The following is a 19879-nucleotide window of genomic DNA, read 5'->3' on the forward strand; positions in this document are numbered from 1 at the left end:
TTTATATTATTGCCCGCAGCGGGGCAATGTGCTATAATAGCCCTATTGTGCCGGAAAGGCATGGGAATACATCGCTTGTGTGGCAGCCAGCCACGCGGGAGGGAGAGTAACAGTGAAAAACAGTGAAAAGACTCTGGACATGATCGTCAACCTTTGCAAGAACCGCGGCTTCATCTACCCGGGCAGCGAGATCTACGGCGGCCTGGCCAACAGCTGGGACTACGGCCCGCTGGGCGTTGAGTTCAAGAACAACGTCAAGAAAGCCTGGATGAAGAAGTTCGTGCAGGAAAGCCAGTACAACGTGGGCCTGGACGCCGCCATCCTCATGAACCCCCAGACCTGGGTTACCACCGGCCATGTGGCCAGCTTCTCCGACCCTCTGCTGGACTGCCGTTCCTGCAAGAGCCGTCACCGTGCCGACAAGCTCATTGCCGACTGCGAGCAGGGCAAGGGCGTGGACGTGGATGCCATGACCTTTGACGAGATGGATGCCTTCATCGCCTCCCACGACGAGGTGGTCTGCCCGGTATGCGGCAAGCATGACTTCACCCCCATCCGCAAGTTCAACCTGATGTTCAAGACCGCCATCGGCGTCACCGAGGACTCCAGCAGCACCTGCTACCTGCGTCCCGAAACCGCCCAGGGCATCTTTGTCAACTTTGCCAACATCCAGCGCACCACCCGCCGCAAGCTGCCTTTCGGCGTCTGCCAGGTGGGCAAGGCCTTCCGGAATGAGATCACCCCCGGCAACTTCACCTTCCGTACCCGTGAGTTCGAGCAGATGGAGTGCGAGTTCTTCTGCAAACCCGGCACCGACCTGGAATGGTTCGCCTACTGGAAGAAATTCTGCCATGACTGGCTGCTGAGCCTGGGCATCAAGGACGAAAACCTGCGCCTGCGTGACCATGAAGCCGCCGAACTGGCCTTCTACTCCCGCGCCACCACCGATATCGAGTACGCCTTCCCCTTCACCGACTGGGGCGAACTGTGGGGCATCGCCGACCGTACCGACTACGACCTGCGCCGCCACCAGGAAGCTTCCGGCAAGAGCCTGGAATACTTCGATTCCGAGACCAACGAGCACTACATCCCCTACGTCATCGAGCCCTCCCTGGGCTGCGACCGTGTGGCGCTGGCTTTCCTGTGCGAAGCCTACGACGAGGAGCATCTGACCGATTCCAAGGGCAAGGAAGATGTGCGCACCGTGCTGCGTCTGCATCCCTTCCTGGCACCCTTCAAGTGCGCCGTGCTGCCCCTGTCCAAGAAGCTGTCCGACAAGGCCATGGAGATCCGCAACGAGCTGGCCAAGGACTTCATGGTGGACTTCGACGACGCCGGTTCCATCGGAAAGCGGTACCGTCGTCAGGACGAGATCGGTACCCCGCTGTGCATCACCGTGGACTTCCAGACCGTGGGCGATGACAAGACCGAGGCCGACAACTGCGTTACCGTCCGTGACCGCGACACCATGGAGCAGGTCCGCATGCCCATCAGCGAACTGAAGAACTACATCGCCGCCAAGGTGGCGTTCTGATCCGGTCCGCACCTTCTTTGCAATGAAAAAGGCTCCCGCCTCATGGCGGGAGCCTTTTTTCATGCCGGTCTCAGTGATAGATCTGGCGTGAATAGGTATTGCGGCAGGCCTTTACCGCGATGATAAAGACGACAACCATATACACCAGCCAGAGGGGCAGGAAGGAGCCGCCGGCCAGTGCTGTCACAAAGGTACGCAGAATATCCGGAACAGGGGAGAGCAGTACCACCACGCTCACACCCATGAGGATGCGGTAGGCCAGGATGCGTCCCGGCGTCTGGCCGTACACCAGCCGGGTCACCCCGCTCAGGATCAGCAGGGCTGCGGTGTACAGGATGACCATCATGCCGAACAGCTGTACGGCAAACCCGGCCAGACCGCCCAGTCCGGCGCCCAGCATGCCGCCGATCATGGCGTAGCCTTCCACGTCGCCCACTTCCCCCTGCGGGGCTTCCGGCACCATCTCTTTGGCGGCCCCCAGAATGGAATCTCCCTGGGTCAGCATCACGATGCCCAGGATCAGTCCCAACGCGGCCGGGATCACAAAGAGCAGCAGATTGCGGTTGGCGGTTTTCATGGCGGCATCAACTCCCTTTTTTCTTACAGTATAGCGGAAAATCCGCAAACCTGCAAGTAAGAATCATCTGCACGGAGGTCCCGCCGGCCAGCTTTTGGCAGGGATGTCTTTTCTTTTTGCGGGGCATCGTGTATACTGAAAGACAGTGAGTTCAACCACCGTGCCCCATCCGGCGGCGCGGAGAAAAGGAGATACAACAAGATGGATAAGAAATATCTGCAGCTTTACGCTGATTTCGTCGTCAAGGTGGGTGTGAATGTACGCCCGCGCCAGAACTTCATCATCCGCTGCCCGGTGACCATGCCGGAGTTTGCCCACGCCTGCGCCAAGGCCGGCTATGAGGCGGGTGCCAAGAACGTGGTGGTCCGCTGGGAGGACGAGCGCCTGTCCCGCATCCAGATGGAATACGGCGCCGAGGCCGACCTGTGCGACCTCAAGCCTTTTGAGCTGCGCAGCTACCTGGACTATGCCGAGGACCCGGACGGCTGCTGCACCCTGGCCATCCATGCCTCCGACCCCGAGGCCTTCGCCGGTCTGGATGCAGGCAAGCTGAACCGGGTCAATCTGGCCCGCCGCACCTTCATGAAATCCTGGCAGGAATACACCATGAATGACCGGGTCCAGTGGTGCGTGGTGGCCATTCCCGCCCCCGCCTGGGCGGCCAAGGTCTTCCCGGAACTGCCGGTGGACGAAGCCATGGAAAAACTGTGGCAGGTGATTTTTGAGGTCTGCCGCGTCACCACCGGCGACCCCGTCTCCGCCTGGAAGGAACATGTGGCCAGGACCAAGGTCCATCGGGACCAGCTCAACGCCTGGAACCTGGACCATGTGCGGCTGCAGAGCGCCAACGGCACCGACCTGACCATCGGTCTGGCCGACGACTGCACCTGGGAGGGCGCTTCCAGCGTGGCCGAAAACGGGGTGGAGTTCATCGCCAACGTTCCCACCGAGGAAGTTTTCTGCGCGCCGCACCGTGACCGGGTGAACGGCATTGTCTACGGCACCAAGCCTTATGTGTACAACGGTCAGCTCATCGAAGGCTGGCATGTGACCTTCAAGGACGGCCAGGTCATCGAGCACGGTGCCGAGAAGAACGCCGAGCTGCTGGGCAAGCTGCTCACCACCGACGAGAACGCCAACCGCATCGGCGAGATCGCCTTCGTGCCGGTGTCCAGCCCCATCAACCAGAGCGGCGTGCTCTTCTACAACACCCTGTTTGATGAGAACGCCGCCTGCCACATTGCCTTCGGCGCCGGCTATCCCACCAACATCAAGGGCGGCGCCAAGCTGACCCGTGCCCAGCTCATGGAAAAGGGACTGAACGATTCCGCCATCCATGAGGATGTCATGATCGGCGCCCCCGACACCCGCATCACCGGCGTGTGCAAGGACGGCACCGAAGTGGTCATCTTTGAAAACGGCGAGTGGGCCTTCTGAGAAACCTTTTTATAAGCAAGCACCCGGCGGGGCGCGGCATGTGGCCGTGCCCCGCCTTTGCCTTGCCCGGGTGCCAAACTTCTGGTATAATCAACACAAATTCCCATAATAATCAGCGGAAAGCGGTGTGCGGATGGGCTTCTCTTCGGTTCAGTTCTTGTTTGTGTTTCTGCCTCTGGCGCTGGCGGTCTACTTTGTACTGCCGGCCCGGACCCGGAACCTGGTCATGGGAGTGTTCAGCCTGGGGTTCTGCGCCTGGGCGGGCATCCGGTACAGCCTGCTGCTGGCGGCCTTTGCCCTGGTGCACTGGGGCTTCGGCCTGCTGCTGGGGCGGCATCCCCGCCGCAGTCTGCTGGGCGCCATGGTCACGGCAGACCTGCTGCTGTTGGGCTTTTTCAAGTATGCGGGCTTCCTGGCCGAAACTGCCAACGCCCTGTCCGGGGTGCACCTGCCGGTGCTGACCATGGCGCTGCCCCTGGGCATCAGCTTTTACACCTTCCAGGGCATCAGCTACTGCGTGGACGTTCTCCGGGGCACCGTGAAACCGGAGCGCAATCCTCTGCGGCTGTACCTCTATTTTGCCTGTTTCGCCCATGTGAGCTCCGGGCCCATTGTGCGGTACAGTTTCCAGTCTGCCGCCCTGGACCCCCGGGCCTCCGAGCGCCGGGTGACGCCGGACCGGATGTACAAAGGCATCCGCCGGTTTGTGCTGGGCCTGGGCAAAAAGACCCTGCTGGCCGACCAGCTGGCCCTTGTCTATGCGGCGGTGAGCGGAACCGATGCCGCCCGACTGCCCGGACCGGTGCTGCTGTTGGGGTACGCTGCCTTTGCGGTGGAACTGTATTACGATTTCTCCGGCTACAGCGATATGGCCATCGGCCTGGGGGAGATGTTCGGTCTGTCCCTGCCCGAAAACTTTGATTACCCCTACCTCTCCCGCACGGTGGGGGAGTTCTGGCGCCGCTGGCACATGACCCTGGGTGCCTGGTTCCGGGATTACCTGTACATTCCTTTGGGGGGCAGCCGCCGGGGCACCGCCCGCACCTGCCTGAATCTGCTCGTTGTCTTTGCCTGCACCGGCTTCTGGCACGGGGCCGCCTGGCAGTATCTGGCTTTCGGGTTGTGGCACGGGCTCCTCAGCTGTGCCGAGCGTCTGGGCCTGCGCAAAGCCCTGGACCGTGCCCCTGCCTGGGTGTCCCACCTGTATATGGCGGTGGCGGTATTCGTGGGCTTTACCTTCTTCGGCGCCCCCAGCCTGGGGCAGGCGCTGGCCGCCCTGGGCGGCATCCTCACCTGGCAGGCGGGCGCCCCCGGCATGACCCTGGCTGCCTTTGCCGACCCCAAGACCCTGCTGCTTCTGGCGGCAGGCCTGCTGCTCTGCGGTCCGGTACAGGCGGCTTTCCCCGGACTGAGATCCTGGCTGCGGGGGCAGGGCAGACCCGGTGCCGCCGATGTGGCGCTGGTGGCCCTGCTGCTCTTCGCCTCCATCATGCGCACCACGGCGGGCAACTACACCGCCTTCATCTACGCCCAGTTCTGACAAGGAGGAAAGGACCATGGCCAAAAAACTCGTCATCGGGCTGTTCTGCCTGGTTCTGGGCGGCAGCTTTCTGGTGTTCAACATCTTCAGCCGGCAGCTCTCGGGGGATAATCATGAAAACCGCCTGCTGACCACCCTGCCTGAAGTATTCCAGGGCTCCCTGTCCGGCCTGCCCGGGCGGCTGGACCAGTTCATCGCGGACAACTCCCCCTTCCGGTATCAGCTCACCGCCCTGGATGCCGCCATCGACTACACCTTCTTCGGCACCAGCCAGAGCGACCAGGTCCTTCCCGGTAAGGATGGCTGGCTCTTTTATAAGGATGGCCCCGACGCTGCCCGCCCGGTGGCCAACTACCAGGGCCTGCCCGAAACTTTCGACAGCGAGGACACCCTGGCCGCCGCGGCGGCCTCTTTGCAGCGCCTGTCGGATACCCTGGCCGAAAACGGCTGCACCCTGGTGCTGGACCTGGCGCCCTCCAAGGACCGGGTCTATCGGGAATACATGTCCGACGCCTATCCCATCGTCAACGAGGAAAACCGCACCGACCGTTTCGCCGCTTATATGACCGGGCACACCTCGGCGGCCGTCAGCTGGCCTTATGAGGAACTGCGCGCCGAGGTGCTGCGCCGGATGGAAGCGGGGGAGAGCCCCCTGTATTTCAAGACAGACACCCACTGGAATCATGCGGGGGCCCTCTTCGGTCTGGACGGCGCCCTGTCCGCGGCAGGTCTGGCGGCGGTACCCTTTGATGAATATCAACTTTCGGACAACGGCATCCAGACCGGGGACCTGGCCAATGTGGCGGCTCTGTACACCGTCCTGCCCGAAGAGCACGACCTGGCCGCCGTGAACTATATGGATTTGTACGCGGCCGACCCCCGCACCGTGGGGGTGGTGGGGGACAGCTTCAGCGGATACTATGTGCAGTATCTGGAACAGCGGTTTGCCGGCTGCTGGTACCAGGCTCCCGAGACCATGACCCCCGATCTGGCCGCCGCACCGGGATGCGATATCCTGATCTTTTCGGTGACCGAACGCAATCTGGACAAGCTTTTGGGGCTTCTTGGGCAGTTCTGAGCCGTTCCTGCACCGCAAAAGATAACAAAATGGCGGCAAAAGGGCGCAAAAGGCTTGCATTTTGCCAACGGGTGTGGTATATTCTTACTGTTCGATGATGATTTTTTACTGAAAGTGGGCCGTTCGGTCCGCTTTCTTTTTGTGATAGGGGGTAACCATGGCAAAAGCCAAGCATCAGCAGCCCGGCGGCGCAGCCGCTGCGGTGGAGACCATCGTCCGCCCTGTGGTGGAGAACATGGGCCTGCGCCTGTGGGATGTCCGGTTCGAAAAGGAAGGTCCGGACTGGTTCCTGCGCGTGCTCATCGACCGGGACGAACCGCTGGACACCGATACCTGCGAGGCCGTGTCCCGCGCCATCGACCCGCTGCTGGATCAGGCTGACCCCATCGACCAGAGCTACTACCTGGAAGTGGGCAGCCCCGGCCTGGGCCGCCGTCTGACCCGCCCCGAACATTATGAGGCCCTGGTGGGGCAGAAATGTGCCGCCCGCCTCATCCGCCCCGATGAGGAAGGCCGCCGCGAACTGGAAGGCACCCTGGTGGGCCTGGAGGACGGCATCGTCACCCTGCACACCGAGCAGGGGGAGGCGTCCTTCCCCCTCAAGAGCGCCGGCTTCGTCAAGCTGTGCGACGACGAAAACCTCTTCGGCTGAGAAAACCAACATCCGCCAGTATGGCTGACATATATATCACTTTGGGAGGAAACCGGAAAAATGGCTACTGCATCCAACAACGAATTCTTTGAAGCCCTCGCCGCACTGGAAAAGGAGCGCGGCCTGCCCGCCGATTACCTGATCGACAAGATCAAGGCCGCCATCGTCATTGCGGTCAAGAAGGATTATGAGGTGGAGGACGACAACGTCATCGTGGACATCGATCCCGAACTGGGCACCTTCCGTGCCAGCCTGATGCGGGACATTGTGGAAGAGGTGGAAAACCCCCACACCCAGATCAGCCTGGAAGACGCCCAGCGGGTGCGCAAGTCCTACAAGATCGGCCAGCGGTTCGTCACCCAGCTGAAGACCAAGGAATTCGGCCGCATCGCCGCCCAGACCGCCAAGCATGTGATCCGGCAGGGCCTGCGGGAAGGCGAGCGCAGCCTGCAGTGCAGCGAGATGCAGTCCCGCGCCCATGAGATCATCGCCGCCACCGTGGTTTCTGTGGATCACGAGCGCGGCAATGTGGTGGTGGACCTGGGCAAGGGCGGCAGCGCCGTTCTGCCCCGCAACGAGCAGGTCCCCGGTGAGACCTTCACCGAAAACCAGGTGGTCCAGGTCTATGTGGTGGATGTCATTGCCACCGAGCGCGGCCCCCGCGTCACCATCAGCCGCACCCATCCGGGCCTGGTCAAGCGGATGTTCGAGCTGGAAGTGCCCGAAATCTATGAGGGCGTGGTGGAAGTCAAGGCCATCGCCCGCGAAGCCGGTGCCCGCACCAAGATGGCCGTGTACAGCAAGGACCCCAACGTGGATCCCGTCGGCGCCTGCATCGGTGCCCACGGCGCCCGTGTGGAGAAGATCGTCTCCGAGCTGAACGGCGAAAAGATCGACATCATCCGCTGGAGCGAGGATATCTCCGCCTTCATCTCGGCGGCCCTGTCCCCGGCCAAGGTGGTCAAGGTGGAACTGCTCCCCGGTGAGAACAAGAGCTGCCGGGTCACCGTGCCCGATCACCAGCTCAGTCTGGCCATCGGCAATAAGGGCCAGAATGTGCGCCTGTGCGCTCACCTGACCGGCTATAATATCGATATCCGTCCGGAATCCGGCTATTACGGCGAGGACGAAGAGTAATTCCCATCCCGCCCACTTTATCCGAAAAGAGGTTTCACCTTGCAGCAGCAACGTCAAAAGAAAATCCCGGTGCGCCGGTGTGTGGGCTGCAACGCCCAAAAACCCAAGCGTGAACTTGTGCGCATCGTCCGCAGCCCGGAAGGGGAGGTGGGCGTGGACCTGACCGGCAAAAAATCCGGCCGGGGTGCCTACCTGTGTCCGTCGGCTGCCTGTCTGGCCAAGGCCCGCAAGGCCAAACGGCTGGAACATGCTTTCGGTGTTCCGGTGCCGGACAGCGTATACGACCGCCTGACCGAGGAGATCGCCTGCGCCGAACAAATGGCAAAGGAGGGGACCGAGCGTGCCACATGATGCAAACGGATTGCTGGGTGCGCTGGGTCTGTGCCGCAAGGCGGGCAAACTGCTGCACGGGTACGACCGTGTTGAGGAAGCCGTGATCCGCGGCAAGGTCAGCCTGGTGCTGCTGGCCTGCGACGCCAGCCCCCGCACCAAACAACATATGCAAGACACTTGCGAAGGCCTTGTTGCCTGCGAAGTCATGCCGCTGGAAACCGCCAGTCTGGCTGCGCTCACCCCGCGGCCCGCAGCGGTGTTTGCGGTAACGGATGATAACCTTGCGCGGCTGTGCGCAAACCAACTGACCCGATAAGGAGGACCTGCCCATGGATTTTAAGTATAAGATCGCCGACGTGGCCAAGGATTTCGGCATCACCCCCAAGAAGGCCATCGATACGGTGGCCGCCCTGACGGGGCAGAGCCGCAAACCCGGCGGCACGTTTGAGGAAAGCGAGGTCAACGGCCTGCTGGAATCCCTGACCCGGGAGACCGCCGTGAACAGCCTGGATGAATATCTGGCTTCCGGCAAGAAGCCCGAACCCAAGAAGGCGGAACCCGCCAAGGCGCCCGCCCCCAAGGCTGAGGCCAAGGCCCAGCCCGCCGCCAAGGAGGCTGCCAAGGCGCCCCAGCGGCCCGCTGCCCCCAAGAAGAATGAGAACAAGCCTGCCGAGCGCCGCAAGGAAAAGAGCGTGACCATGCAGGAACTGGCCGCCGACAGCGGCATCAAGAAGCCGGTGGCCACCGAGCAGGTGCAGGTCAACCGTGCCCAGGTGCAGGTGGATACCCGCACTGTGGACGTGAACGTGGATAAGTTCAGCGCCCGCTATGACGATCTGGCCGACAGCCGCAACATGCCCGCCAAGCGCAAGAAGCAGCCTGTGGCCACCAAGCAGAAGTTCCAGAACCGGAACAAGGGCCGCAACCAGTACCAGCGCCGCCGGGAGACCGAGGCTGAGCGCCTGCAGCGCATCCAGCTGGAAAAGGCCCGCAACGCCCAGCTGAAGATCCAGATCCCCGACGAGATCACCGTGGGCGAACTGGCCACCCGCCTGAAGCAGAATGTGGCCAAGGTCGTGGCCAAGTTCATGCAGATGGGCGAGATGCACTCCGCTTCCGATGTGGTGGATTTTGACTCCGCCGCCCTGGTGGCCGAGGAATTCCACGCCAAGGTGGAGCGGGAAGTCCATGTCTCCATCGAGGAACGCCTGTTTGAGCAGGAGGAGGACGCCGCCGAAGATCTGGTCACCCGTCCGCCGGTCGTGGTGGTCATGGGCCACGTCGACCACGGCAAGACCTCCATCCTGGACGCCATCCGCAAAACCAATGTCACCGCCGGTGAGGCCGGCGGCATCACCCAGGCCATCGGTGCCTACCAGGTCAAGAGCGGTGACGATGTCATCACCTTCCTGGATACCCCGGGCCACGAAGCCTTCACCGCCATGCGTGCCCGCGGCGCCAACATGACCGATATCGCCGTCCTGGTGGTCGCCGCCGACGACGGCATCATGCCCCAGACCATCGAATCCATCAACCATGCCAAGGCGGCCAAGGTCAAGCTGATCGTGGCCATCAACAAGATGGATAAGCCCACCGCCAACCCCGAGCGGGTCAAGGAACAGCTGACCAAGTACGAGATCGTCCCCGAAGACTGGGGCGGCGACGTGGCCTGCATCCCGGTGTCCGCCGTGACCGGCATGGGCATCCAGGACCTGCTGGAGCGCATCGTGCTGGAAGCCGAGGTCATGGAACTGAAGGCCAACCCCAACCGCCGTGCCAAGGGCGCCGTGGTGGAAGCCCGTCTGGACAAGGGCCAGGGCCCCATCGCCACCCTGCTGGTGCAGAACGGTACCCTGCACAAGGGCGACTGCCTCATCGCCGGTACCTCCGTGGGCCGTGTGCGTACCATGCGCAACGACAAGGGCCAGGAGATCACCGAGGCCGGCCCCTCCATGCCTGTGGAGATCACCGGCCTGACCGAAGTGCCCACCGCCGGCGAGCTGTTTGAGGCCGTGGAAGACGAGCGTCTGGCCCGTGAGCTGGCCGACCGCCGCCTGACCGAAGCCAAGGAAAAGCAGTTTGCGGCCTACACCAAGGTCACCCTGGATAACCTGTTCGACCAGATGGCTGCCAACGACATGAAGGAACTGCCCATCATCGTCAAGGCCGATGTCCAGGGCTCCGCTGAAGCTGTGAAGCAGAGTCTGGAAAAGATCTCCAACGACGAAGTGCGCGTGCGGGTCATCCATGCCGCCGTCGGTGCCATCAACAAGTCCGACGTCAGCCTGGCCGACGCTTCCAACGCCATCATCATCGGCTTCAACGTCCGTCCTGACCCCATCGCCAAGGCGGAGGCCGAGCAGACCGGCGTGGAAATGCGGATGTACCGCGTGATCTACGACGCCATCAACGATGTCTCCGACGCTATGAAGGGCATGCTGGCCCCCAAGATCCGCGAAGTGGCTCTGGGCGAAGCCCAGGTCCGTCAGGTCTACAAGATCTCTTCTGTGGGCACTGTGGCCGGCTGCCGTGTCACCAGCGGCAAGATCACCCGGGATGCCAAGCTGCGCCTGGTGCGTGACGGCATCGTCATCACCGAGGATGCCATCGCCTCTCTGAAGCGCTTCAAGGACGACGCCAAGGAAGTGGCCGAAGGCTTTGAATGCGGCATCACCCTGGAGAAGTTCTCCGACATCAAGGAAGGCGACGTCTTCGAGTGCTTCAAGCTGGAAGAATACCGCGATTGATTGAACGAGGTTTATAACAAATGCCTACCAAGAACCAGGGCCGCATGGCCCAGGATATGAAGCGGGAACTCATCGCCATCATCGGCGAGATGAAGGATCCCCGCGTTGCGGGCGGCCTTTTGACCGTCACCCGGCTGGACGTGACCCCCGACCTGGATGTGGCCAAGGTGTACATCAGTGTCATGGGCCGCGAAGGGGGCAGCAAACCGGTGGTCGCCGCCCTGAACAAGGCGTCCGGCCATGTCCGCACCGAGGTCAGCCGCCGCATGCACATCCGCAAAGCTCCCCGCTTTGTGTTTGTGGCGGATGACGGCGCTGCCTATGCGGCGCACATCAATGAAATGCTGCGCGGGCTGGAAAATGACCATCCCGCTGCACAAGCCGAACCGCAGGAAGACTGAGTCCTGCTTTCGGCCACTTTTGGAGCGAAGCCGAGGTTGTTTCGGGGTCGCTGGAAAAGAGGTAAGTTATGACGGAATCTGTGGACAGGCAAACCGCTGTACTGCGGCTGCGCGCCGCACAGGATATCCTGATCCTATGCCATAAGAACCCCGACGGCGACACCATCGGCTGTGCCGGGGCGTTGTACCTGGCCCTGAAGGCGCTGGGCAAGAACGTGGCCGTGCTCTGCAGCGATCCCATCCCTTCTATGTACGATTTCATGGGCATCGGCTGGTTTGACGCCAGCTTCACCCCGGCTTTCGTGGTGGCGGTGGATGTGGCCGGTATCCAGCTTTTCGGTGACCGCAACAATGTGCAGAAATATGCCGAGCATGTGGATCTGTGCATCGACCACCATCCCAGCAACAGCGGCTATGCCTACGAGACCCTGCTGGACCCCGGTGCCGCCGCGGCCAGCGAGATCATGATCGACGTGGTCACCGATATGGGGGTGGAGCTCACCCCGAGATCGCAGCCTGCCTGTACACCGGCATTGCCACCGACACCGGCTGCTTCCGTTTCTCCAACACCACGGCCAAGACCCACATGGCGGCGGCCAAGGTCATTGAGGCGGGCGCCGACATCGAAAACCTCAACGCCCGCCTGTTCGAGTCCCGCTCCCGGGCCCGCCTGGAGATCGAGAAGATGGCCCTGGAAAGTCTGGAGTATTTCTTCGACGGTCTGTGCGCCATGATCTACCTGACCTGGGACCAGATCGTCACCTCCGGTGTGCCGGGAGCCGAGCTGGAGGACCTGACCAGCCTGCCCCGTTCCATCGAAGGGGTGGAAGTGGGCCTGACCCTGCGCCAGCAGAAGGACGGCAGCTTCAAGATCAGCGTGCGCACCGCCGGCAGGGTGGACGCTTGTGCCATCGCGCGGCATCTGGGCGGCGGGGGACACTCCCGCGCTGCCGGGTGCGAGATCAGCGGCAACCTGGACAACGCCCGCTATGCCATTCTGGATGAAGTGCGCAAGGAACTGGAACGCTGGGGCATGATCGACCACGCGGACCGCAATCAAGGATAAAGACAGTCAAGGAACCGGTGACAGGCAGCGGCGCCGCAGGGCCCGCTGTCTGGGACCGGTTCTTGCTGTATGGAGGCAAATCTATGACCAACCTGACCAACGGCATCCTGCCGGTGGACAAACCCGCCGGCTGGACCAGCTTCGATGTGCTGGCCAAACTGCGGGGCGCGCTGGGCACCCGGCGCCTGGGACATTCCGGCACTCTGGACCCCATGGCCACCGGTGTGCTGGTGGTGTTTGCGGGCGGGGCCACCGCGGCTGCCGACCGCCAGCCCGACCATGACAAAACCTACGAAGCCACCCTGCGCCTGGGGGTCCGCACCGATACGGGGGATATCACCGGCACCGTGCTGGAGACCGCTCCGGTCACGGCAGGGGAGGCGGAACTGCGGGCGGTGCTGCCCCGGTTTCTGGGGGCACAGCAGCAGCTGCCGCCCATGTACTCTGCCGTCAAGGTGAACGGTCAGCCCCTTTATAAAGCGGCACGCAAGGGCCATACAGTGGAGCGCACCCCCCGGCCCATCACCATCTATTCCATCGACTACCTGGGCAGTCCCGCCCCGGGGGAGCACACCCTGCGGGTCGCCTGTTCCAAGGGGACCTACATCCGGGTCCTGGCCGAGGATATCGGCGCGGCCCTGGGCCTGCCCGCCACCCTGTCGGCGCTGCGCCGCACCCGGGCGGGGGCTTTCTCCCTGGACCAGTGCCACACCCTGCCGGAGATCCTGGCTGCCGCGGACAGCGGCACCCTGGCCCAGTCCGGCTGGATGCTGGGGGTGGAGACCGCCTTTGTCTCTCTGCCCGCCCTCACGGTGGAGGAACCGGCCCGCACCCACCTGTTCAACGGCTGTCCCACCAGCCGCTACCCCGCGGCGGACGGCCGCTACCGCGTGTATGATACCGCCGGCCTCTTCCTGGGTCTGGCGGTGATCGAAGGCGGCGTCCTGCGGGTGGAAAAACTGTTCTGCGAAAGGACCTGACACGATGCAGCAATTGGATATGCAGATCATCCCGGCCATCGCTCCGGTGGATGCCCCCCAGGGCAGCGCCGTGGCCCTGGGCTTTTTTGACGGGGTCCATCTGGGCCACCGTGCCGTCATCTCCGCCGCCGTGACCGAAGCACGGCGCAGCGGCCTGATGCCCGCCGTCTTTACCTTTGAACTGGCGGAGGGCAGTACCCTCAAGGGCGGCCGCATTCTCTCCACCGCCCAGAAACACGCCCGCATTGCCTCCCTGGGGGTGCGGCGGCTCATGGAACCGCCCTTTGCGGATTTCTGCTCCCTGACCCCCGAAGCCTTTGTGCAGGATATCCTGGTAGGGTGCTTCCACGCCAAAGCCGTTTTCTGCGGGGATAACTTCACCTTCGGCGCCCGGGCGGCGGGCAATGTGCCCCGCCTCAAGGAACTCTGCGCTGCCGCCGGGATCCGGGTCACGGTGGTGGAGATGGCCCGCTACCGGGGCGAGGTGGTCTCTTCCACCCGCATCCGGGCCGCCTTGGAAGAGGGCCGCCTGCCCGACGCCAACGCCATGCTGGGGGCCCCTTATGCCATCGACTGGACCGTCACCCACGGCAAGGGGGTGGGTACCAGCAAACTGGGCACCCCCACCATCAACCAGAACTATCCTGCCGGAACTTTGCAGCCCTGCTGCGGCGTCTATCTGACCCGCATCTGCATCGGCGGCACCTGGTACCCTTCGGCCACCGGCATCGGCCCCCGGCCCACGGTGGCGGAGAAGGGCGCCGCCGTCAGCTGCGAGACCTATGTGCCCGGTTTTTCCGGGGACGTGTACGGCCAGCGGCCGGTGCTGGAATTCCACCGGTACCTGTGCCCGGTACGCAAGTTTGATTCCCTGCAGGCCCTGTCCGACCTGATCACCACCGCTGCCGCCCGCAGTCGGGCCTATTTCCAGGGTCTGGAAGGCCACATGGATTGATTTACAACCTGCCCCAAAGGGCGTATAATGAAGCAGGATTTTGCAAAATATACCCAAATCCGGAGGAAACGCCTTTGTTTGAACGCAAGCAGCTGGCACCCGGCGTATATCTGACCACGCTGGATGCCGAAAAATTCAACCGCTGCCGCATCACCATCCATCTGCGCTACCCGGCGCTGCGCCGTTCGGCCACCGATGCCGCGGTGCTGCCCCTGGTGCTGGAACGCGGCTATGCCCGGTGCCCGGACATGACTGCCCTTTCCCGCAAGCTGGCCCGCCTGTACGGCGCCGACCTGGGGGTGGATCTGGGCACCGCCGGCACCGACCGGGTGCTGACGGTGGATATCTGCGGCATCAAGGACAAGTTTGCCCTGACCGGGGAGAACCTGAGCGCCGAATACGCCGATATCGCCTTTGGCATCGTGTTTGAACCCTATCTCGTGGACGGTGTCTTTGATCCCGAAGCCGTCCGTATTGAAAAAGAGACCCTGGACCGCCGCCTGCAGGCCGAGTTCAACAACAAGCGCCTGTACTGTGTGCGTCAGGCCCGCCGCCGTTTTTACGGGGATTCCCCCGCCGGCATTGAGCTGGGCGGGTATCGGGCCGACCTGCCCGATGTCACCCCCGCCACCCTCAAGGCGGAATATGACCGCATCCTGTCCACCGCCTCCATCGACGTGATGGTCCAGGGGGCGGACAGTGCCCGGGTGGCCGATCTGCTTCTCCAGAAGCTGGAAAAGGTCCGGCGCACTCCCCAGCGGTTTGCCTCGGCCATGGCCATGCCTGTCACCGAGACCCGCCATTTCACCGAGGAGATCCCCGGTGTGACCCAGGCCAAACTGTGCATGCTCTTTACCACCGGCACGCCGGAAGACCTGCCCAGCATTTCCCAGCTGCGCATGGCCATGAGTGTGTTCGGCGGTTCCGCCACCAGCCGTCTGTTTCGCAACGTGCGGGAAAAGCAGAGCCTTTGCTATTACTGCGGGGCCAGCGCCCTGCGCTCTACCGGCGTCATGATGGTGGATTCCGGGGTGGAACCCGGCGGGGAGGCCAAGGCCGAAGCCGCTATCCTGAAAGAGCTGGAGGACCTGTGCTGCGGTCCCATCACCGAGGAGGAGATGGACGACTGCCGCCGCAGCCTCATGTCCGGCATGGACGCCCTGGGCGACAGCCTGGGCGGGCTGGAAAACTGGTATTACGGCCAGATCGCCCGGGGCGAAGCCCTGGCTCCGCCGGAGTACGGCAAGGTGCTCATCCAGGCCGTTACCGCCGAGAAAGTGCGGAAACTGCTCAACGGCTATCATTATTCGGTGTGTTACGCTGTGACCGCCGGCAACGAGGAGGTGGCACCATGAGCCAGGACCAGACCATGCAGGGCATCCGGGCCAAGGCCGCCGATGCCATCCGCTGCCAGAGCACCGTCCTGCCCAGCGGGCTCACGGTGCTCTGCCGCACCATGCCGGGGTACAGCACGGTGCATGCCATGTATGCCACCGCTTTCGGGTCCACCACCCGCAAATTCACCCTGGACGGCAAGGCGGTGGAACTGCCCGCCGGTACCGCCCATTTTCTGGAACACAAGATGTTCGAGTCGGAGCAGGGGGACGCCTTTGAGCTGTACGCCAAGACCGGCGCCTCGGCCAACGCCTTCACCGGCTACGACCGTACCTGCTATATCTTCACCGCCAGCGGTCAGATCGACGAAAACCTGGACATTCTTTTGAACATGGTGGGCCATCCCTGGTTCACCGAGGCCACCATCGCCAAGGAACAGGGCATCATCGGTCAGGAGATCAAAATGTATGATGACAGCCCCGACTGGCGGCTGATGACCGGCCTGTTCCGCTGCCTGTACAAGGACCATCCCATCCGGGACGATATCGCCGGTACGGTGGACAGCATCGCCCAGCTCACCCCTGACCTGTTGTATGCCTGTACCGACGCCTTCTACCGTCCCGGCAACATGGTGCTGTCGGTGGCGGGCAACATCACCCTGGACCAGGCGGTGGCCGCCTGCCGTCGGGCCGGACTGGACAAGCCCGCCCCCGACCACACGGTCAAGGTGGCCGCCAACCGCCCCGAAAACGATGTGCCCCGGCCGGAGATGCGGTTCTCCATGCCGGTGAACAAGCCCTGCTTTGCCCTGGCTTTCCGGGAAGCCTCCCTCCTCCGGGGGGATGTGCGCACCGAGATGCTGGCCGATATGCTGCCGGATCTGGTCTGCGGCGGGCTGACCGCCCTGTATCGCCAACTCTATGACCAGGCCCTGGTCAATCCGGAGTTCAGCGGTGACACGGTGAGCACAGCCGGCTGCTGCGTCATTGCCTTCACCGGGGAGAGCGAGACTCCCCGGGTTGTGGCCGATATGGTGCGGCAGGAGATCCGGCGCCTGCGCCGGGAGGGCGTGGACCCGGAACTCTTCACCCTGGTGAAAAACCAGATGTACGGCGAGATGCTTGCCGACCTGGAAGGGGTGGAGGATGCCGCCGAAGCTCTGGCCAGTGCCCACCTGCGGGGCAACACCCTGGCCGACGAGATCGAAGCCCTGGCCACCCTCACGGTGGCCGACGCCAACGCGGCTCTGCAGTCCATGCTCAGTGAGGACCGCATGACCTATGTGGAGATCGAGCCGCAAAACCAATAACATAAGAGGATATATCCATGGATACAGTGTTTCATGTAGAGTTCCCCGGCCTGGGGCTGGCGTTCACCCTTGATCGCGTGGCATTTTCCATCGGCGGCTTCAATGTGTACTGGTACGGCATCCTCATCGCCGCCGGTCTTTTGCTGGCCATGGCGTTTGCCTTCCATTATTCTGCCGACTTCGGCATCAACAGCGACCGTCTGGTGGATGTAGTGTTCATCGGTACGGTTATGGCCATCATCTGTGCCCGGGCCTGCTATGTGGCCATGGCGCCCTTCGAGTACGAATCCATCTGGGAGATGCTGGATATCCGGGAAGGCGGCATTGCCATCTACGGCGGCATCATCGGCGCCTTCGTCTTTGGCGGGCTGGCCGCCCGCTGGCGCAAGGTCCCGATCCTGCCCCTCTTTGACGTGGTGGGCATGGGATTCTTCATCGGCCAGGGCATCGGCCGGTGGGGCAACTTCATGAACCAGGAAGCCTTCGGCTGCAACACCACCCTGCCCTGGGGCATGTACAGCGAGGGCACCTACCGCTACCTGACCAGCATGCAGCAGACCCTGGCCGCCCAGGGGGTCACCGTGGACCCCAGCCAGCCGGTGCATCCCACCTTTTTGTATGAAAGCCTGTGGTGCCTGTTCGGTTTCCTGGTGCTGTTTCTGTATATGCGGCACCGCCGCTTCCATGGGCAGCTGTTTCTGATGTACCTGACCTGGTACGGCCTGGGCCGTTACTGGATCGAGGGTCTGCGCACCGACTCGCTGCTCATTGGCAACACCAGCCTGCGCTTCAGCCAGGTGGTAGCGCTGGTCACCGTAGCCGTGGCCATTGTGCTGCAGGTTTACGGTCTGCAGAAATCCCGGGGCCGCACCGCGCCCCTGGTCACCCTGGCCGTGGATGACCTGAAAAAGCAGAAGGCGGCGGGGGACCGCTTCACCCCGGATACCCTGCCCGCCAGCGCCGGCCACAAGGAATTTGTGGCTGCCACCGCGGCCATGAACCGGCGGCTGAAGGAACTGGACCTGAACGCCGTGCCTGAAGAGGAGGCTCCCTCTTCGGAACAGGAGCCTGCCGCCGAACCGGAACAGCCGGCGGAATCCAAACCCGAATAAATCCGTTCATACCGTCCCCGCACCGCATCTGTCGGCCGGGGACTTTTCAAAACACAAGAGGGGAGTGCTGAACATGAGTGCAGCCATCATCGACGGAAAGAAACTGGCGGCCGCCGTCAAGGCAGAAGCCGCCGCCGAAGTGCAGCAGCTGAAAGAGCAGGGCGTGGTGCCCTGTCTGGCCGTGCTGCTGGTGGGGGAGGACCCGGCCAGTCAGGTGTATGTGCGGGGCAAGGCCAACGACTGCGCCGAGTGCGGCATCGAGAGCCGGGTCATCCGGCTGGATGCCGCCACCACCCAGGAGGAATTGCTGGCCCGCATCGATGCCCTGGCGGCGGATGACGCGGTGCACGGTATTCTGGTGCAGCTGCCTCTGCCCGCCCACATCGACGAGTCGGCGGTGATCGCGGCCATCCCCCCGGAAAAGGACGTGGACGGCTTCACCCCCGTCAATGCGGGCCGCCTGCTCACCGGGGAACCCTGCTTCGCCCCCTGCACCCCGGCGGGCTGCCTGCGGATGATCCAGTCCACCGGCATCGACATCGCCGGCAAGCGCGCTGTGGTGGTGGGCCGGTCCAACATCGTGGGCAAGCCGGCAGCCCTGCTTCTGCTGGCGGCCAACGCCACCGTTACCATCTGCCATTCCCGCACCCGGAACCTGGCCGACATCTGCCGGGAAGCGGACATCCTGGTGGCCGCGGTGGGCCGTCAGGGCTTCATCACCGGGGACATGGTCAAACCCGGCGCGGTGGTCATCGACGTGGGCATCAACCGGGGCGCGGACGGCAAACTGCACGGGGACGTGGACTTTGCCGCCGCCAGCGAGAAGGCCGCTTTCATCACCCCCGTACCCGGCGGGGTGGGGCTCATGACCCGGGCCATGCTCATGAAGAACACCGTGGCCGCCGTACGGGCGGCCCTGGAAAGGCAGCAGTAAAAAATCTGCCTTTGGACGAATAAAACCGCTTGACTTGTCCCATATTCTATGGTAAGCTATATAAGCCGCATGGTATGGGCTCTGAAAGTGCGCCCCGGCGCCGCCCCACATCCAGCGAGACTTATTGAAAGAGGTTACCATCATGTACGCAGTTATCAAAACCGGTGGCAAGCAGTACAGCGTCAAGGTCGGCGATGTTGTTTACGTCGAGAAGCTGAATGCCGAGGCCGATACCGAAGTCACCTTCGACCAGGTTCTGGCCGTGGGCGAGGAAGGTTCCGTCAAGGTTGGCGCTCCCGTCGTGGACGGCGCTTCCGTTGTTGCCAAGGTCGTCAAGAACGGCAAGGGCAAGAAGCTGAACATCCTGACTTATCGTCCCAAGAAGGGCAGCATGGTCCGCAAGGGTCATCGTCAGCCCTACACCAAGGTGGAAATCACCGCGATCAACGGCTAAGGAGGTAAAACACAATGGCACATAAAAAAGGCGTAGGTTCTACCAAGAACGGCCGTGATTCCGAGTCCAAGCGCCTCGGCGTCAAGCGCGGCGACGGTCAGTACGTTCTGGCCGGCAACATCCTGGTCCGTCAGCGCGGCACCCACATCCATCCGGGTGAGGGCGTCGGCATCGGCAGCGACGACACCCTGTTCGCTCTCGTTGACGGCCGCGTCCACTTCGAGCGTATGGGCCGCGACCGCAAGCGTTGCACCGTTAAGCAGTAACCTTTCAAACGGCGGGCCGTACGGCCCGCCGT

21 protein-coding genes are annotated in these 19879 nt (G+C 63.0%); 20 read left to right on the top strand and 1 reads right to left on the bottom strand.

The features are described from left to right. Nucleotides 1-112: 112 nt before the first annotated feature. Nucleotides 113-1534 carry a glycine--tRNA ligase gene (locus AC127K_RS11770; protein WP_294539331.1) on the top strand — a complete coding sequence of 474 codons (1422 nt, stop codon included), beginning with the start codon at nucleotides 113-115 and terminating at the stop codon, nucleotides 1532-1534. Nucleotides 1535-1604: 70 nt separating this feature from the next. Here the strand turns inward: AC127K_RS11770 and AC127K_RS11775 are convergent, their stop codons facing one another. Further along, nucleotides 1605-2111, bottom strand: a complete 507-nt coding sequence (locus AC127K_RS11775; protein WP_483720747.1) for a hypothetical protein — start codon at nucleotides 2109-2111, stop codon at nucleotides 1605-1607. Between the two features lie 201 nt (nucleotides 2112-2312). On the opposite strand from AC127K_RS11775, the gene AC127K_RS11780 reads away from it, so the two are divergent. From AC127K_RS11780 to rpmA, 19 genes are all read left to right on the top strand, one after another. Further along, a complete protein-coding gene (locus AC127K_RS11780; protein ID WP_483720749.1) occupies nucleotides 2313-3548 on the top strand; it encodes an aminopeptidase in 1236 nt (411 codons plus the stop codon). Between the two features lie 133 nt (nucleotides 3549-3681). Continuing rightward, on the top strand, nucleotides 3682-5088 hold the full coding sequence (locus AC127K_RS11785) for an MBOAT family O-acyltransferase (RefSeq protein WP_483720751.1): 1407 nt from the start codon (nucleotides 3682-3684) through the stop codon (nucleotides 5086-5088). 16 nt (nucleotides 5089-5104) lie between these two features. Then, entirely contained in the window at nucleotides 5105-6166 is a 1062-nt protein-coding gene (locus AC127K_RS11790) for an alginate O-acetyltransferase AlgX-related protein (RefSeq protein ID WP_483720753.1), read from the top strand. Between the two features lie 157 nt (nucleotides 6167-6323). Continuing rightward, nucleotides 6324-6818 (top strand): ribosome maturation factor RimP, encoded by a 495-nt coding sequence (locus AC127K_RS11795; RefSeq protein ID WP_294539340.1) that lies wholly within the window; start codon nucleotides 6324-6326, stop codon nucleotides 6816-6818. A 60-nt stretch (nucleotides 6819-6878) separates the two neighbouring features. Then, on the top strand, nucleotides 6879-7955 hold the full coding sequence (gene nusA, locus AC127K_RS11800) for a transcription termination factor NusA (protein ID WP_483720754.1): 1077 nt from the start codon (nucleotides 6879-6881) through the stop codon (nucleotides 7953-7955). Between the two features lie 39 nt (nucleotides 7956-7994). Beyond that, a complete protein-coding gene (gene rnpM, locus AC127K_RS11805) occupies nucleotides 7995-8306 on the top strand; it encodes an RNase P modulator RnpM (RefSeq protein ID WP_294539345.1) in 312 nt (103 codons plus the stop codon). Then, nucleotides 8296-8604 (top strand): L7Ae/L30e/S12e/Gadd45 family ribosomal protein, encoded by a 309-nt coding sequence (locus tag AC127K_RS11810; RefSeq protein WP_294539347.1) that lies wholly within the window; start codon nucleotides 8296-8298, stop codon nucleotides 8602-8604. The genes rnpM and AC127K_RS11810 overlap by 11 nt, the downstream gene beginning before the upstream one ends. A 13-nt stretch (nucleotides 8605-8617) precedes the next feature. Then, the gene (gene infB, locus AC127K_RS11815) at nucleotides 8618-11035 is read left to right on the top strand and encodes a translation initiation factor IF-2 (protein WP_483720756.1); all 2418 of its coding nucleotides are present in this window, start codon (nucleotides 8618-8620) and stop codon (nucleotides 11033-11035) included. 20 nt (nucleotides 11036-11055) lie between these two features. Next, complete coding sequence (rbfA, locus tag AC127K_RS11820) at nucleotides 11056-11436, top strand: 30S ribosome-binding factor RbfA (RefSeq protein WP_294539352.1); 381 nt, start codon at nucleotides 11056-11058, stop codon at nucleotides 11434-11436. Nucleotides 11437-11504: 68 nt separating this feature from the next. Beyond that, nucleotides 11505-12170 (top strand): DHH family phosphoesterase, encoded by a 666-nt coding sequence (locus AC127K_RS11825; protein ID WP_483720758.1) that lies wholly within the window; start codon nucleotides 11505-11507, stop codon nucleotides 12168-12170. Beyond that, nucleotides 12122-12502, top strand: coding sequence for a DHH family phosphoesterase (locus tag AC127K_RS11830; RefSeq protein WP_483720760.1), 381 nt, complete (start codon nucleotides 12122-12124; stop codon nucleotides 12500-12502). The genes AC127K_RS11825 and AC127K_RS11830 overlap by 49 nt, the downstream gene beginning before the upstream one ends. An 83-nt stretch (nucleotides 12503-12585) precedes the next feature. After that, nucleotides 12586-13482 carry a tRNA pseudouridine(55) synthase TruB gene (gene truB / locus AC127K_RS11835; RefSeq protein WP_483720762.1) on the top strand — a complete coding sequence of 299 codons (897 nt, stop codon included), beginning with the start codon at nucleotides 12586-12588 and terminating at the stop codon, nucleotides 13480-13482. A gap of 4 nt (nucleotides 13483-13486) precedes the next feature. Continuing rightward, nucleotides 13487-14437, top strand: a complete 951-nt coding sequence (gene ribF, locus AC127K_RS11840; RefSeq protein WP_483720764.1) for a bifunctional riboflavin kinase/FMN adenylyltransferase — start codon at nucleotides 13487-13489, stop codon at nucleotides 14435-14437. Nucleotides 14438-14511: 74 nt separating this feature from the next. Then, nucleotides 14512-15792, top strand: a complete 1281-nt coding sequence (locus tag AC127K_RS11845; RefSeq protein WP_483720766.1) for a M16 family metallopeptidase — start codon at nucleotides 14512-14514, stop codon at nucleotides 15790-15792. Continuing rightward, nucleotides 15789-17081 (top strand): EF-P 5-aminopentanol modification-associated protein YfmH, encoded by a 1293-nt coding sequence (gene yfmH, locus AC127K_RS11850; RefSeq protein ID WP_483720767.1) that lies wholly within the window; start codon nucleotides 15789-15791, stop codon nucleotides 17079-17081. Before AC127K_RS11845 ends, yfmH begins: the two co-directional genes overlap by 4 nt. A gap of 17 nt (nucleotides 17082-17098) precedes the next feature. After that, the gene (gene lgt / locus AC127K_RS11855) at nucleotides 17099-18193 is read left to right on the top strand and encodes a prolipoprotein diacylglyceryl transferase (protein ID WP_483720769.1); all 1095 of its coding nucleotides are present in this window, start codon (nucleotides 17099-17101) and stop codon (nucleotides 18191-18193) included. A 73-nt stretch (nucleotides 18194-18266) separates the two neighbouring features. Beyond that, nucleotides 18267-19127 carry a bifunctional methylenetetrahydrofolate dehydrogenase/methenyltetrahydrofolate cyclohydrolase FolD gene (gene folD, locus AC127K_RS11860; protein WP_483720770.1) on the top strand — a complete coding sequence of 287 codons (861 nt, stop codon included), beginning with the start codon at nucleotides 18267-18269 and terminating at the stop codon, nucleotides 19125-19127. A gap of 142 nt (nucleotides 19128-19269) precedes the next feature. Then, a complete protein-coding gene (gene rplU, locus AC127K_RS11865; RefSeq protein ID WP_204646141.1) occupies nucleotides 19270-19581 on the top strand; it encodes a 50S ribosomal protein L21 in 312 nt (103 codons plus the stop codon). 14 nt (nucleotides 19582-19595) lie between these two features. Then, entirely contained in the window at nucleotides 19596-19847 is a 252-nt protein-coding gene (gene rpmA, locus AC127K_RS11870) for a 50S ribosomal protein L27 (protein WP_204646139.1), read from the top strand. The last annotated feature ends 32 nt before the right edge of the window (nucleotides 19848-19879 follow it).

It is taken from the genome of Subdoligranulum sp. DSM 23681, assembly GCF_057005535.1.